Source organism: Afipia sp. OHSU_II-C1 (assembly GCF_000497575.1).
Classification (GTDB): Bacteria; Pseudomonadota; Alphaproteobacteria; order Rhizobiales; family Xanthobacteraceae; genus Afipia.
The window spans coordinates 37,871-52,272 of the sequence record NZ_APJI01000025.1 but is presented as its reverse complement, the minus strand read 5'-3'; the positions used below and the strand labels follow the sequence as shown (position 1 = coordinate 52,272).

13 protein-coding genes are annotated in these 14,402 nt (G+C 53.6%); 5 read left to right on the top strand and 8 right to left on the bottom strand.

Annotation, left to right across the window (positions count from 1 at the left end; translation table 11 throughout):
• Positions 1–4: 4 nt before the first annotated feature.
• Together I554_RS0123790 and I554_RS0123785 are read right to left on the bottom strand one after the other, a co-directional pair.
• On the bottom strand, positions 5–1,165 hold the full coding sequence (locus I554_RS0123790; protein WP_024577355.1) for a toll/interleukin-1 receptor domain-containing protein: 1,161 nt from the start codon (positions 1,163–1,165) through the stop codon (positions 5–7).
• Between the two features lie 82 nt (positions 1,166–1,247).
• Positions 1,248–1,748: a TIR domain-containing protein gene (locus I554_RS0123785; protein WP_024577356.1), complete on the bottom strand. Its 501-nt coding sequence runs from the start codon at positions 1,746–1,748 to the stop codon at positions 1,248–1,250.
• A 311-nt stretch (positions 1,749–2,059) separates the two neighbouring features.
• Here I554_RS0123785 and I554_RS0123780 point away from each other — a divergent pair, with 311 nt between their 5' ends.
• Genes I554_RS0123780 through I554_RS27050 form a run of 3 tightly spaced genes read left to right on the top strand, consistent with a single transcriptional unit; the run spans position 2,060 to position 4,361 of the window.
• A complete protein-coding gene (locus I554_RS0123780) occupies positions 2,060–3,010 on the top strand; it encodes a hypothetical protein (RefSeq protein WP_024577358.1) in 951 nt (316 codons plus the stop codon).
• Positions 3,010–3,756 carry a hypothetical protein gene (locus I554_RS0123775; protein WP_024577359.1) on the top strand — a complete coding sequence of 249 codons (747 nt, stop codon included), beginning with the start codon at positions 3,010–3,012 and terminating at the stop codon, positions 3,754–3,756. The genes I554_RS0123780 and I554_RS0123775 overlap by 1 nt, the downstream gene beginning before the upstream one ends.
• Complete coding sequence (locus I554_RS27050; protein ID WP_152527722.1) at positions 3,753–4,361, top strand: hypothetical protein; 609 nt, start codon at positions 3,753–3,755, stop codon at positions 4,359–4,361. The genes I554_RS0123775 and I554_RS27050 overlap by 4 nt, the downstream gene beginning before the upstream one ends.
• A gap of 299 nt (positions 4,362–4,660) precedes the next feature.
• Here the strand turns inward: I554_RS27050 and I554_RS0123770 are convergent, their stop codons facing one another.
• The 5 genes from I554_RS0123770 to I554_RS25830 all read right to left on the bottom strand — a co-directional run bounded on the left by I554_RS0123770 (position 4,661) and on the right by I554_RS25830 (position 9,533).
• Positions 4,661–5,767, bottom strand: a complete 1,107-nt coding sequence (locus I554_RS0123770) for a nucleotide kinase domain-containing protein (protein WP_024577360.1) — start codon at positions 5,765–5,767, stop codon at positions 4,661–4,663.
• On the bottom strand, positions 5,764–6,720 hold the full coding sequence (locus I554_RS0123765) for a TylF/MycF/NovP-related O-methyltransferase (protein WP_024577361.1): 957 nt from the start codon (positions 6,718–6,720) through the stop codon (positions 5,764–5,766). The genes I554_RS0123770 and I554_RS0123765 overlap by 4 nt, the downstream gene beginning before the upstream one ends.
• The gene (locus tag I554_RS26085; protein ID WP_024577362.1) at positions 6,707–8,317 is read right to left on the bottom strand and encodes a thymidylate synthase; all 1,611 of its coding nucleotides are present in this window, start codon (positions 8,315–8,317) and stop codon (positions 6,707–6,709) included. The genes I554_RS0123765 and I554_RS26085 overlap by 14 nt, the downstream gene beginning before the upstream one ends.
• 70 nt (positions 8,318–8,387) lie before the next feature.
• Positions 8,388–9,035: a hypothetical protein gene (locus tag I554_RS0123755; RefSeq protein WP_024577363.1), complete on the bottom strand. Its 648-nt coding sequence runs from the start codon at positions 9,033–9,035 to the stop codon at positions 8,388–8,390.
• Positions 9,036–9,041: 6 nt separating this feature from the next.
• Positions 9,042–9,533, bottom strand: a complete 492-nt coding sequence (locus tag I554_RS25830; protein WP_024577364.1) for a TIR domain-containing protein — start codon at positions 9,531–9,533, stop codon at positions 9,042–9,044.
• A gap of 340 nt (positions 9,534–9,873) precedes the next feature.
• Here I554_RS25830 and I554_RS0123745 point away from each other — a divergent pair, with 340 nt between their 5' ends.
• Both I554_RS0123745 and I554_RS27425 read left to right on the top strand, forming a co-directional pair.
• Entirely contained in the window at positions 9,874–12,369 is a 2,496-nt protein-coding gene (locus I554_RS0123745; RefSeq protein ID WP_024577365.1) for a membrane protein, read from the top strand.
• A gap of 659 nt (positions 12,370–13,028) precedes the next feature.
• Positions 13,029–13,202 (top strand): hypothetical protein, encoded by a 174-nt coding sequence (locus I554_RS27425; protein WP_155848264.1) that lies wholly within the window; start codon positions 13,029–13,031, stop codon positions 13,200–13,202.
• A gap of 229 nt (positions 13,203–13,431) precedes the next feature.
• Here the strand turns inward: I554_RS27425 and I554_RS0123730 are convergent, their stop codons facing one another.
• Positions 13,432–14,385: a LysR family transcriptional regulator gene (locus I554_RS0123730; RefSeq protein WP_024577366.1), complete on the bottom strand. Its 954-nt coding sequence runs from the start codon at positions 14,383–14,385 to the stop codon at positions 13,432–13,434.
• Positions 14,386–14,402 lie beyond the last annotated feature (17 nt).

Here is a 14,402-nt window from a genome sequence, read left to right as displayed (position 1 = left end):
GATTTTACGCCTCCCGTGCCGCAAGGATCCACGCCGCTTCTGACACACTCATGGCCTGAACCGACTTTATGTTGTCATCTAACCATTTCAGGTGTGACTTCCACTGTTCGCCGATGCCCACGTCGTCATAAACCAAGACAGGACCAGGCCCGTGACCAGCGCGTTTCGCCTTTTCCTCAATGTCATTTAGCAGATCGGCGGTCGGCACGCCGACAATGGGATAAGCCCAAACAAGCCCGCCACCATTGAGACGGATATTGATCGCTCTGTGGGGCCCAATAAACTTAACCTCGGCTCCAATCTTTTTGACCTCTGCACCCAGCTTTCCGGTGATGGACATGTATCGAGACGCGATGCTGCGGCTCCTCAGGCTTTCGACCGCAAGAACGATTCCTTCAGCAGCGGCGTCCGCAATCGGCCCTTCGGGGTCTGGAAGATCCGTATGGTCCAGATAGGTTGTCTCAGCCATATCCGTGAGGCGGTTGGGAGAATGGTCGGGCCAAATGACCCTCAAGATGTGTATTTCCTTGGCGAGTGCGCGACTGAATTCCTGCCGGGTCCACTTACTTTCGAAGTAAGCAGGCGTATCAAGTACGACCATGACGTCCGAGTCACATAGGCGATGCCACAGGATGTCTTGAAATTGATTCCCTGGCCGAATGTCATGGGTATCGAGAAAGACATCGAATCCTCGAGCCCTCATCAGATCGTGCAATTGAATTGCAGCGTTTCGCGACTCGGTACGGCGGTAACTCACGAAGACTCGACGCTGTGCACGAAGAAGTCCCAGGCACTCAAGCAAAGCGACCGCCAGTGCTTTCATCTCAGGATCGTCCGTCCTTCGACGCAGCGCGTTGGCAGCGTGTAGAAAGCTAGGAATAGATGCTGCGAATTCTGCATCGGCATCGATCGTTGGAATGATTGGAGCGCTCTCAAATACGATCTGCCGTGCGGCTTCAATGTCTCTGTGTTCAGATCCGCCGAAATATACTGCCGCAAAGGAGACGTGCCGATTGCGGCTTGCGCAGGAGGGCCCATCATGAAGCAAGATTTCGGATCCCATCTCCAGCCCAAAGTCGGAGAGCATGTTAGAAATAGTTCTAATCAAAGTCCCTTTCTTTTCATCTGACACTGAGCCAATGATCGCTATTTCATAGAGGCTCATTCTATCTCCGTAATAAATAGGTCATCGTTGCTGGGTGAAACGGAGAGCGAATATCAGCCTCAATGTGCGATCAGCTTTGCGATTAATCTCTATAATTAGCTCTCGCCGTAATGGCGGTTGCGACGAGGCCGTCAATGTTGTCTCGAATATTCGCGTAAATCGCCTTGCTATCCCCGCCGGCCGGATTCCACAGACTAGTGACAGACGACATCGGCCGGCCGCCCGGGATAGTGATGTAAGAAAAAGGATCTGGCCCGGCGGCCGAGGTTTGCGACTGTCTGTTCAGCAGGCCGTGAATCCGTATACCTACGATACCTTTACCCAGCTCCCAGCCTTTACGGATTTCATACATCACCCACTGTCTCATAGCGGTTTGGGCGCCTACCAGCACAATGACGCAGCTGCGACCCACCAATTGCCCATCTATCCATCGCTGGATCGAAGCATCACCGCCCCGTTTTACAGTCTCCCAATCGTTGTCCGACAGCTCCGAATTTCCTTCGAGAACGCCCATGTTGCGTACTTGCGACGCGCGCCAATGGTCCTGATCGAAGTGAAAACTGAAAAATGCGTTTCGAGCCATATGCGGCCTGTGTTTCTCTATTTTAAGCAATTGATCCCTATGCCACTGTGCCGAGTACCATTTGACAATAACACCCGTCCAGAGCGTCGAATCTGCCGCACTGCAGCAACATTTTCACTGAGGATTGCCATGACTGATCACGTTCTAATTCAGCTTGCCGTTCGTCGGCCTCACGTTAACGCACCAACCCTCCCCGAGGGAGCCACATACGACACTATTTCGGGATGCTGGCAGACGCGCGGTGAAGGCGGCCTTACACCCATGTCAACAAAGAAGAACGACATAGAAACCGGCGAGGACATGAAAGGAGAGTGACAACCCGCGTCCTCATCCTTTCGAGCATTTACGATTTCGCCGTCGATCTTGTCCTGCATCGCCTCCGCGAGAACAATATTACCTATCTGCGTCTTAACAGGGAGCAGCTAGCGGACCTGCGCCTGAGCCTCGATCCGGCGACCCGCACGATGAATATCCGGGGGCTGGGAATCGCATCATCCTTGGGGCCTGACCTTGAATCAGTTTGGTACCGAAGCCCAATTTTCCTGCGTAACACAGCGGGAGGCAAGTTATCTCTCGGAGATCAACTTGCTCGATCGCAATGGAGTGCGTTTCTTCGTAGCATGATGATCTTTGAAGACGCGCGTTGGATGAACCACCCGGGAGACATATATAAGGCCGAAGTGAAACCTTATCAGTTGCTGGTGGCGGCAAAATGCGGGTTCGCGATTCCGGAAACAGTTGTTGGGAATGACGTGGAGGAGATCCAAAGGCGCTTTCCCACGCAAGTTGCCATTAAATCTATCGATACGGTCTATCTTCGCGAAGACGCCGATGTGTTGTTCACATACACCAACATTATTCCGTCCGAGAGACTTTCAGATTTAAACCTTCATCAGGCGCCACTCATCGCTCAGCAACCTATTACGCCAAAAACGGACATTCGTGTTACCGTCGTCGGAACCTCCGTATTCGCATACAAGATACTCGTAAACGGTGAAGCAGCATTGGGTGATTGGCGTCTCCACAAGCGTGAGGAGATCCGGTACGAGCCGATGGTCTTGGCCCCGAATGTTGAAGAACGCTGCATAGAGCTTTGTTCGGAGCTTAAGCTTTCGTTCGGGGCAATCGACTTGATCGATTCGGACGGTAAGATCATTTTCATCGAAATCAATCCAACCGGTGAATGGGCTTGGCTTCCAGGAGCAGAAGCAACTGCGGGGGCTGCGATTGCGGCATGGCTGGGCGCGAAGGAAATCAAATAGTGACTGCGTTAGCAAAGCGTATTTTCGAAGAACTTTTCCCATTCATCACATACCTGCGGCTGCGTTCGAAGGTCCTAGGTGAAGTCGCGGAATTTTCGATAGGCAGCATGCCGGATGGGCCTATCCTAATCGCAGTCCGTATATACGCCAGCGCCGCACCGACGGACCTCGAGGACGGCCTCATATCCGAGCAAAAACGCGGAGTAACCCTAGACGAAAAAACCTTCAGGCACGCAGCCTCCATAGCGACTGCACTCACAATTGCTTCCGCAGCGACGGCCGCAGTTGCGCAAATGCTCCCCGGAACAGAATGGAAAATTGCGGTGGTGGTGTTCACCATTCCCTCAATCTTTTACATAACTGCAGGAGGATTGCTGGGACTCGCGGCAGCGCGGACACTTACAATGTTTGGAACCGGGATGAGATTTACGCTCGACAGCAAGAACGCAAGTCCTTCGATGAAACCAATCGTTATCGCGCACGCCTTAGCATGTCAGGAAAGAGTCAACCTCGTTCGGGTCGCGCGAAACGAAGTCGCCTTCATGTTGATCCGAAATGGCTTTCTTTGTATCGTCGCAGCACTATCTATCGCTTTGTGCGGCGCTATGTATGCAAATAAAGATGATGCCGTCGAGCGAAAGGTGTGGTGTGCTGCATCTGAATCGACAGGGCCGAGACTGCAAAAGTCAGATACTCAGCCAAACAGCCGATCAAAGCCCCGTTACCAGCTTGGGCTGTCAGCGTGACGTTCTTCACAGCCCCTTCTGTAAGGGTGCGCGCGCAAAATCGCGCAAGCCGCATCGGCTTGAGTGTACCCGAAGCTTTCAACAGAGAAGCCAAAAAAGAAGAACCGCGATATGATGTATTTCTTTCGCAGACAGTCAGAGATCTCGATCTGGTGTATGGGGTCTATAGCATTCTGAACGAAGATCTAGGTCTCGCCGTTTTCTGCGACTGGATCGCTTCAGACGCCGATCGATCTCACGTGACCCCCCGCCATGCTCGCGCCATACGCGACGCGATGTCGAAGAGCACGAGTTTTGTTTTCCTGGATACGCCAAACTCATCTCAATCCACTTGGATGTCTTGGGAATTGGGCTGGTTCGACGGAACGAGCGGCCGGATAGCCATTTTTCCCATCCTCAATGATCCCTCAGAACAATATCGGGGCAGAGAATTCATTGGGCTTTATCCAACCGTTGAAAAAGATTCCCGGCACACGCTCGTGGTTCGATTATCGGATGACCTCATCAGAGCACGCGTGCCTGCGGGTGTCGCGATGGGCCTTGCAACTTCACTGCCGTTTACGTTTTGGCTAACACAAAAATCGGCGTACCTGAGCGGGACATGAAATATTCCCTTCTGCAAATTTTCGGCACCCCAAACCATACTTATTCTGAATTCGCGTGATTCTTGTGCAACATCGAAAAAATGGATCGGTCTGATGCATTTGTCGAAACGGATAATTCTATTGCTCGAGGGTACCGGGAATGACTCCGGCTTCGGAGATCAGGATACAAATATGTGTATTAGAGACATTATAGCGCGCCACTTTGTGCGGAGAAGGAGGGTACGCTCAAGTGGAAGCTCCGACTCCCAAGACCACGGTTGATGTTTCGGCGGCATTCAAGAGAGGACCGCGGAAACTTCTCAGCTAAACAAGTCTCTAATAGCCAGAGCCCTGTGTTTGGCAGTTCGTGAGCCGGATATGACATGTTCACGAACACTAGCGTGCCGATCCGTCACAGCGTGTGCCGCTTTCATCACCCGATTGTTCGGAAGATTCCACTTGGGAGGAAAGAAGAGTGAAATGTCATTAGCGGTCGCAGCGTACTTCGCCTTGATACGACTACGGGCACTGGTTAATTCTGGCAAGGCCTCGCGGCAGTACTTGTCAAGTTCACAAAAAAGTCCTTGGCAATCGATCGCATGTAGTTTGCGTCCGAACAGTCCGCTGAATGGTAACTCGAAGCGCCGAAATTCTTCATCCTGCCGATTAGCCATCCACAATATCGCATCCGCCGGCGAGAAATCTCCTAATGAAATGAATGCTTTCTTTAGGCCCCGCAGGGCGCCGGGACCAGCTTGCGTATAATCGTCCTCATCGAACGACACTAAGTCTGAATAGTTGAGATCAATGGCAATTTGGTAGGCCATGAAAGGCCCTATTAGCGGGTAAGCTTGCAACGTTTGGACGACCATCTTCAGCGACGACGCATTCAGTAACTTTTCGGCACAGGCATCCACCAGAAACATATGCTTAAAAAGAGCAACATGGTTGCGATGCTTTTCATCAAAGCCAAATGCCTTGTTCGCGCAAAGAATAAATGCGCCCGTGTAAAGCCCGCCGTGCGTTAGTTTTGCTTGATCGAGAGCCCTCTCGAACTCTCCGCTCCTAAGATGCCTGAGGCACGGCGCTCCGCCCAAATACTGCGCAAGTGCCTCCCAAGTCCCTATCCGGCTGAAAGTCCGGAACGCCACAATTTGGAACAGCCGGTCACTCGCCGTGACTTGCCGATCCTCTTTATAAGCTACATCACGTATCATGTATTGTGACACGCGATCCGCCGCGCGGAAAACATTACAAAACTTATAGGTCTGTAGGATACGGTCCTCCGACCAAGGCCACTGCCGCCCTGCCAAGCGGGCCTCAAATGCCGCTTGGCGGCGAGAGGCGAAAGTCCAGTATAGCTCGTAAACACCCGCGCGCGGCTCGGGTGCAGAACGGCGGACAAAACCGTAGGGCGACAACGTCATTGCACTCTCAAAAATACACCTGTCCCGTGCAGGTTAAAATACCTATCATCCGATGCCAGCGTTTTGGCGGCTATTCTTTCACCAATTGTGTCGAGGTGTCTGCTGGAACCAGTCCAATGGTCAAAAACGATCGCGCCACCCCGAATGGTTCGGTCCTTTATAACATCTATGATCGCGCTGGCGGAGGTGAAATTGTCAGTATCCACGAAAGACACAACCAAATCCTGATCACGAAGGCAGCCAACAGTAGCAACGATATCGCCCTCGATAATCTCCACATTTCGTCCGGCAAACACTGATTTCACCAACGCCGAGTTGCGGAACACACAGTCTGGATGAGCATACATATCCAAGGCGCTTCGCTTCGGCGGAAACCCGCCGAAAGTATCGAAACCGAAGACCTTCCAGTTCGCGCCCATTTCTTCGATGAACCGCGAGATGAGCATGGTTGTTCCGCCTTTGAACATGCCGAATTCGGCCACGACGCCTTGGAGACCTAGGCGATGAGCATTCCGCAGGCATTGATAGATATGAACAAGTGAGTTTGCGTAGCCGTTCGCAAACGACGGAATAAATGACTCCTGCCGAATTCGGTCGAAAACCTCGTCTCGAAAATTGAAGTGACCGAAGCCGCCGACGAGGAGCTTGGTCGCCGCGGGCAGATACTTGGCAACGCCCTCCAGAAGCTTTTCTTTGTCATCATCCTCGGCAATCACAACGATGTCCGGGCGGTCGACTTCGAGCCTATCGAGAGACTGCACACCGGCACCTTCCCCCGCCCCGTCCGCGTAAATGCCGCTGAGTAACGCATTGCCAGACATGAGCGCAAAATGAGACGCCAGCTCTATCGCCGTTGGCGTCCACCCCACGATCGCCACCTTTACAGGCGCCGAACGGGCAACGATTTCCTCGCGCAGCCTCAGTTTGAGCTTGGCTAAATCATCGTCCTGCATGCTGCACCTCAGAGCGAACGAATCGCGCCAAAGCTACGGTATCGTCAGCAACGACCCGTGCAATCAGCGCTCCCGCAGCTTCCGCCAGCTTCGTCGCTAGTTCGAATTGTTCGGCGGTGTCACCCCTAGTCTCGGCATTGCGCCAACATGCGTCGAAGCGAGTCACAACATCGCTAATCAACTCTTTGGTACTTTGAGTTGGCATCTGCAGATCAAGCCGATCAACAAGGGTATCGAAGTTGGCGTCATGGTCACTATACGGTTTGCGGGCATCGTTGGGTAACAGATCGTTATCTTCCAGGTGTTCGGCCAAGAAAAGTCGGTACTTCTCAACGTAAACATATAAGTCGATGACCGTGTCGAGCAGCGATTCGCCCCGCATTGTGGCACCCGTTTGGACCAAGTTTTCCAATCTGTCCGCCTTGCGCGCGATATTAGGCAAAATGCTCACGAGTTCTCCACGCCGTTTCCAGGCGCCACCGTAAGCTCTGTCCTTCTCTGCATGCAGCCGCTTGATGGCAAGCTTGAAATCATCAGACGCATTCACCGAGATCCCGCGGCAAGCCTCGAAAAAGCGCCTGATCTCAGGCTGCGCGATGTTATCGGTAAGTGCGGGATAAAGGCGGCGCAGTTGATCGTATATTGCTACGACGTAGTCTTCCGCTGGCAATTGGCCGAGTTCTTTGACGAGACGCTCTGCACCCCATTGCCGATGGGCCCAGAACACATGGATAAGCGCGAGGCCGCTATCCAGAAACGGGTCATCGACACGGCCGTGCTGGAATAGTGGAACGTTCGGTTCGGCTCGAATTTTTTCCTCAACGATGAACCATTTCTTCAGCTTACACTCGAACTCGTCCCATAAAGTACGAAAAGGCGCGCGACCTATGCCGAAGTCATACGGCGTGAGCCCGTGGAACGAGTTGTTCATCTGGCGCACGCGATCAAAATGAATGTCGTAAAGATGAAAGGACGTTGCAAAATAAGTGGCAGGTCCATTTTCAAGGCCCAACCAAAAGGACATCAGCTCTTGCAGGACGCTCCACTCGAAGGCATTTACGCCCGAGAACCCCCACATCGCGTCATTGCTGCGAACTGCAACGTTCAGGTGGAGCTTACCGTTTCGAGCAATCCAGCTGAGCCAGTTGTTGCAGGGAATGTCTTTTGAATCGACATAATCGCGAGCCGGATCAAAGACCATCATCACAGCGCGGCGCGACGCCAAATCCTTCGTGAGCAGCTGACGCGCCTCGTCCAGTTGGTCGATCGATCCACACCAGCGGCGCAGGCGTGGCCCGTAGGCACCGTGCCAAGTCGTACCATCGTCAGAAAACTCAGGCGCCCGCGGCAGATATCTCGTCAACCAAGCGATGTCATCCCGACCCGCCAGCATCCACATTGTTTCGGCGAATTGAGCGAACACGTCACTATGTCGCTTCGGCACAAAGAGATAACGCTCGTATGGCCGCTCAAGAGAGGTTACCCGCCCGAGGAGCTCGCGTGTCAGTTTTCCGCGAACACGAACCTCGACACCACTCGTAAGCACATCGGCGACGCTATCAACCGTTGCGAAGCTGATATTTCGGTAATTTGGCATCTGGGTCAACGATGCTGGGTATCGAACGCTCTCATTCATCCCCTCCCAATCCAACGCTCTCGGGCGTTTTTTATGAAATAAGTCTATTGCGCGTCTTTGAGAATCGCTTATCGCTCATTCGGAATTGAAAGGGATCAGCAAGTACGCGATTACTTTCTTTGGCTTCGGCTTTGATCCAAGTGAGCAAAGCTTCGCAATCGCCCTGCGAAAAAACCCGATGTCCCCGTCCATTCTTGTAACCGATCTTACGAAGAAGCTTTGACGGGACGAGGGATGCGTTACTGCCAAAATAATAAAATTCATCCGATATCAGGACGCGATCAGTCTGGGTATCATGGTTGGTGTTCGGCATGTCTTGCTCGCCACTGGGCTGACTGTGAACGCAATTTTCCTGCAACCACTTCTTCGTTTGCGGGTCCCGCCGATAAACGTTGTCACCTACCATAGTTCGTCGGGTGCCATGGCGGACCGGGCGTTTGCCGAAAAACTCCGCCGCATTCCAATACTGATCAAAATCCAGATCACGCGTTACTTTCATTCCATAGATACATCGCCCCGTAGCCTTCAGTTCGCTTCCTCCCATGCCAATGATCCAATCACCGATCTTGGCTTTTCGCCGGATGACGGGCATGCAGCACGCGAGGGTGCAAACCCCGTCGAACGGATTCGGGGCAAACCCGAAGTCGTACCGCACGACGTATATGTAGACGGTTGCCACGACCGGTTAACAACTCGACGTAGGACTGGCATAAACCGGCTCTCGCTGGTCGCGGCTGTCCGGTTTTTCGAAAGGACGACCCTTGCCCTCGATCGCGTCGATAATGCTGTCAGAATTCCAATTAACGAGAGCGGTTCCGTAATCGTTTAAGGCCGCCGGCACGTCGACTTCCGTCCCGCCTCTTACATACACGCCCACAATGCGCTTCCCGAGTTGGTTGGCTTGCTTGATCTCCCAGTCAACCCAAGGCCGTTGGTGGGTCTCTTTGCCGACGAGCACTACCACTGTGGAGGCCCAGGACATCTTCATGCGCAGAAGGCGCTTAAGCACGGCGTCCTTGATCAGGCCGTTTTTCAACCGGTCCTGATTTGCGGGCTTGGCACGGATCGATGAGTTTCGCACTTCCAAGCCACTACGCTTGAGCATGTCCGTTAGCCCTGTGACATGCTCATCGTCAGCGTGGTGATGGCTGATGAAGACGTTCTTCAGTTTAGACATTTGCTCTCGCAAAAACTGTAGGAGCCGTTGTTGATGCCAAATTTTTAGTTCGCTTGCCCATTCTTTCCGACGCGTCCGCTGGACTGCGACACATTGAGCGGATCCCAAGAATCATCTAATGAAAACATACGGTTGCGATGATACTTAATTCCCTCAAACCGCGTCCTCAGTAACTAAGAGTCGCCCCGCTGCTCAAAACAAGAACATAGGTAGAACATTGAGTCGAGGGGAAAAGCGCGGCAGAGGACAACTTCCGCTCACAATTTTCAACCCTTAATATGCGCTATTCCAACTCTCAATTGGAAATTGCGTCGCCCGGTCCAGCTCCAAGGTGCACTCCATGTCTGAGCTTGCTACGCCCAGCACTCCCGGCAACTCGGCTGGACCGGGCCCCGACGGGCGCGCTGCGCACGAGTTACTTTGCGAAATGCGTACGCGAATTGCGACTCAACCCTTGCCCTATCAATACGGCGTCGAAACGCGCGCATTAGAAAGTCTTGTCGAGATATTTCAATTCGCTCGAAAGGCGATGAAAGACAATCCGGGTTGCGCACACTTTGCGCGCATCACGACCACCATGCTGAATGTAGATTTGCGACCCATTACCGCGAAGTGGCATCGCGCATACAAGGCGGGGGTCCTGGACTCGCGCGATGGTGCCAACGATTTCCGCACAGACCTTGCGGCACTGCAACCACGTCTGGCGTCCTTCGCTGAAGAGCTTCAGAAACTGGCTTACGGAAATTCTCAGCCCGACGTCTCATCGCCCCCTGTTGTCAAAGAGGACGAATTGGCGGATTGCCTGTCGCCCCTGCCATTTGGGATTGATGAGACGGACGCCAGCTGGAAAGCAATCAATTCCAGCGAAACTAAGGAAATCAATGCAAGACGCAAATTGCAAGGCGTCGCCACACAGCCCGGCTTTGATGCAAATGGTTTATCGTTGTCAGGAGGCGGCATTCGATCCGCCACTTTCTGTTTGGGCGTCATGCAGGTTCTCGCTGAACGAGGTCTGATGAAAGACATCGATTATCTTTCAACCGTGTCGGGTGGCGGATTCGTCGGTGGCTTCATTTCATCGCTAGTCGGTAGCGGTGAGACCTTCGAACAAATCGCATGCCCGTCAGGTCCCGATAGTGGACCCGTCCAGCATCTCAGGCAGAACGCTAAATATCTCAACGCAGTCAATCTCAAGCAACGCTGGATGATGATCTCTGGTACACTATCCGGCTTAATCTTGAACTGGAGCGCGCCGCTAGCAGTCCTTTCCGCTCTAGCCTTCTTTGCGTCTTATATCGCTATGGACGCGCATTTCTGGATTTCCGGTGGCGTGGTCTTCATTCTGGCCACGCTTGCCTCAATCGTGCTGCACGGCATCACGTTGCGGCTCTCGTTAGCAGGATCGACGCCAGTTCTTGTCGCTGGATGCGTACTAGCAACGCTTTTTTGCCTCGCTATGGCCTTGCTCGAATGGGGCTACAGCCAGTTCCATTCACCTTATGCACTAACGATCTTTGCATCGCTTTCCATCGCGGCGATAGTCGCGCCCGTGCTCGCGCGCTTCTTGAGGATAACTTCAAGTGAACGAAGTCGGAAGTTGCTCTTCGAATTCTCGCTCTATCCCGCCGGCTTCTTGGTGCCTCTCTCGGCAGTTCTCGTATTTTATTTACTCCGCGACCTCGGGCGCAGCGAGTTACACCCGACTTCGTCGTGGTGGAATCTTCTACACTACGTAAGCGGTGACATCGCTCTTTTGGGCATCTTCCTGACAACAGGCGCAATCGCCGTTTTTCTTCTGAATATCAACCTCACAGGACCCCACAAGTTGTATCGTGATCAGCTTGCGCGGACCTTTATCTGGCCGGCCGACACTCCTAATGTCGAGCTGGCACAGGTCGATCTGAAAAGCCTCGGACCTTACCATCTGATCAACGCGACCGTGAACCTGCCTGCGAGTAAAAGCCCGGTATTGCGAGATCGAAAAGGTGACTTCTTCCTGTTCTCCAAGCACTGGACTGGGTCGCGGGCTGTAGGTTATTCGCCGACTGCGTCTTGGAAGACAAACGGTCGCTCATTAGACCTTGCAACTGCAGTGGCCATCTCGGGTGCTGCCGCATCTCCTCAAATGGGGTTGGGTTCTGTACCAAGCCTATCCGCCCTTATGACTTTATTGAACATAAGGCTTGGATATTGGATCGTGAATCCGAAGCATCCCAAGCGATTCATATCACCCGGATTCTCCTGCATTCTTCGAGAAATGACAGGAGCAAGCATGACTGAAGCCGCAAGTTGGCTGAACCTCTCTGATGGCGGCCACATCGAGAATATGGGGCTTTACGAACTGCTACGCAGACGATGCAAATTCGTCGTGTGCGTCGATGGCGAGGCTGACCCTGACAGCACGTTTCCTGGTCAACTGACCTTGATCAGGCAGGCACAAATTGACCTCGGCATCCAGATCGAACCACGCCTGGACGAAATCCGTCCCGACCCTACTTCGCGAACGAGTAAAGCTCACGCCCAACTATTCCGTATTAAATACCCGACGACTGTCGATGGCCGGCTAGCTGGCACAGGCCTGTTGCTTTACCTCAAGCTCTCATTGACCGGCGATGAGGCAGAGCTTCTCAAGCGGTACCGGCATATGAATCCTGATTTCCCACATCAGTCGACGTTGAACCAGTTCTACGATGAAGAACAGTTCGAAGCCTACCGACAGTTGGGAGTTCATGTTGCGCAGGGCGTATTTGCCGATGCGCTTCTGACCGAAAATTCGCGCCCCGCTACAGTGCGTGATTGGTTCGCGCAGCTTGCGAAGAATATGTTGGAGCCCTAGCACAGCCTCTTCGCCGGAAGCAGCACCGAACCTCCGGCTTCGTGCATCTAGCTCGTCAGCCATTTTGGAGAGCTCACAACGCGATATCGCGAACACGCGGCGATGCGAGATCGCAACACGAAGCTTGCCATCAGTTGGACAAGCTTTTTTGCGCGGGCAACTTGCCGAATTTCCATGCTGCATACGAAGGTGGAAAGGCGTCGGACCGCTGCCGGTCCGCCTTGGATCTGAAGCAGACACTCAACAGCCGACTGGACGTCACGACTGATAAGCTTTCCACCAAAAACTATCCAGTCATCAAATGAGCGCCCGGACTCGCGCTGCAGGTTAAGTTTTACAATTCAAAGCACCAAGTTCATCACGCAGTGGCGATCGAACTTTAGTCTCCGCCACGGGTCTTCAGAAAACGGGAGTTTTCTTGGAGTTGGCTGGAGATTCTTGAGCAATTTCGCGTCAGAAATCCCGCCGCTGCGTGATCGGAGACAGGAGTCGTCTTCAAAACCCCGCCATTGGCGGGCTTTTCAATCTCGAAACGGTAGTATTTTCCAATATCCGCACTGGCTGGCTGGCGACGCAGTCATGATCGGACCCGTCTCCAGCCGACTTCCCTACTAACAGGGAATTTTACAGGGAAATTTGCGATTCCGAGGTGTCCCAGAATGACCAAAAGGCAAGAAGCCGCCGTGGCGCAGGGGCTTTCGGACAATTCCCTACTTCAACAAGCAGGGAAATTAATTTCCACGAACAGGGATTTTCTGTTGAACAACAGGGAAATTCATATGGATGTGGAGAGGATTGGCGAAGGCCCTTCGTCTGGTCGCCGGGTATTTTGACTGCGCGCGATCTCGCGCCGGTTACAATCGATGATGCGCCTCGTTTGGCAGCGCGAAACAAACTACGAACTCTTATTTGTTGAAATTACTATAAAATTGCTATCGACATCTACACTTGTTCGCGAAACTGCTGCCAGAGTGTGATCGCTGTAAACGTCATTACCTTCGGCTGACTTTGGGGTGGGTCACCCACGTCATCAGACGTTGAATGATATTCCATCGATGAGGTCTAGGAGCCGCGAGAGGCTGCAACGACGGTGAAGCCTGTCTTCAGCTTCTTGCGCAAGAATGCGACAAACGCCCGAACGGACAGCGGAACGTGGGACGAATAGGGCCGGATCGCAAACAGCTGATCACCAAAGGCACCGACCGGACGCCAATCGTCCAGCACCGAAGTCAGCCGTCCCGCTACGATTTCATCCGCCGCACTGAAGTCGGGAACCAGCGCGATGCCGAGACCACAGAGCGCCGCCTCGCGCAACGCTTCGCTGTTGTTGGCGGCAAACGGCCCAGAAATCTCGACGTTGACACGGCCGCCTTTGCCCTTCTGGCGCTCGAACGCCCAGGTCGGGGTCGTGCTTCCGCGCAGATAGTGGATGCAATCGTGGGATGCGAGATCTTCCGGGGCCAATGGAAAGCCTCGGCGTCGCAGATAGCTTCGCGAAGCCACGAGCATCGACGCCGTCGAACACAGGCGCCACGCGACATGCGTATCCGGCACTGTGGCCACATGACGGATCGCGAGATCGAAGCCTTCCTTTGCCAATGAAACCAAATGGTCCGAGAGCTCAAGCTCGACGCGCACGCCGGGGTGAAGCCGGATGAACTCCGGGATCAACGGAACGATCTGCTGCCGTCCCAGCGCCACCGGAGCTGTGACGCGCAGCGACCCCTTCGGTTCGGCCGCGAGATCCTTCACCTCGGCAAAATGACGCTCAATGTCAGCGAAGGAGGATCGCGTTGCGCTGGCAAGAAACTGTCCCGCCTCCGTTAGCCGCACCGAGCGCGTGGTTCGACGGACCAGCGGCACTCCGGCGGAATGTTCCAGTTCGTTGATACGCTGGCTGACCGCTGCTTTGCTGACCCCGAGGCGCTCCGCCGCCGCGGTGAAACTTCCCATCTCGGCGAGAACGCCAAGCCAATGAACATGCGACCACAGGCCGTCAACTTTCTTCGTCTTCATAGCCTCATTGTTCAATA

Excerpts from the sequence above, each read along its gene's own strand:
- I554_RS25830 (WP_024577364.1), bottom strand. The coding sequence starts at position 9,533 with ATGTCTAAACTGAAGAACGTCTTCATCAGCCATCACCACGCTGACGAT.
- I554_RS27425 (WP_155848264.1), top strand. The coding sequence starts at position 13,029 with ATGACCAAAAGGCAAGAAGCCGCCGTGGCGCAGGGGCTTTCGGACAAT.
- I554_RS0123785 (WP_024577356.1), bottom strand. The coding sequence starts at position 1,748 with ATGGCTCGAAACGCATTTTTCAGTTTTCACTTCGATCAGGACCATTGG.
- I554_RS0123770 (WP_024577360.1), bottom strand. The coding sequence starts at position 5,767 with ATGACGTTGTCGCCCTACGGTTTTGTCCGCCGTTCTGCACCCGAGCCG.
- I554_RS26085 (WP_024577362.1), bottom strand. The coding sequence starts at position 8,317 with ATGCCAAATTACCGAAATATCAGCTTCGCAACGGTTGATAGCGTCGCC.
- I554_RS0123765 (WP_024577361.1), bottom strand. The coding sequence starts at position 6,720 with ATGCAGGACGATGATTTAGCCAAGCTCAAACTGAGGCTGCGCGAGGAA.
- I554_RS0123745 (WP_024577365.1), top strand. The coding sequence starts at position 9,874 with ATGTCTGAGCTTGCTACGCCCAGCACTCCCGGCAACTCGGCTGGACCG.
- I554_RS0123730 (WP_024577366.1), bottom strand. The coding sequence starts at position 14,385 with ATGAAGACGAAGAAAGTTGACGGCCTGTGGTCGCATGTTCATTGGCTT.
- I554_RS0123790 (WP_024577355.1), bottom strand. The coding sequence starts at position 1,165 with ATGAGCCTCTATGAAATAGCGATCATTGGCTCAGTGTCAGATGAAAAG.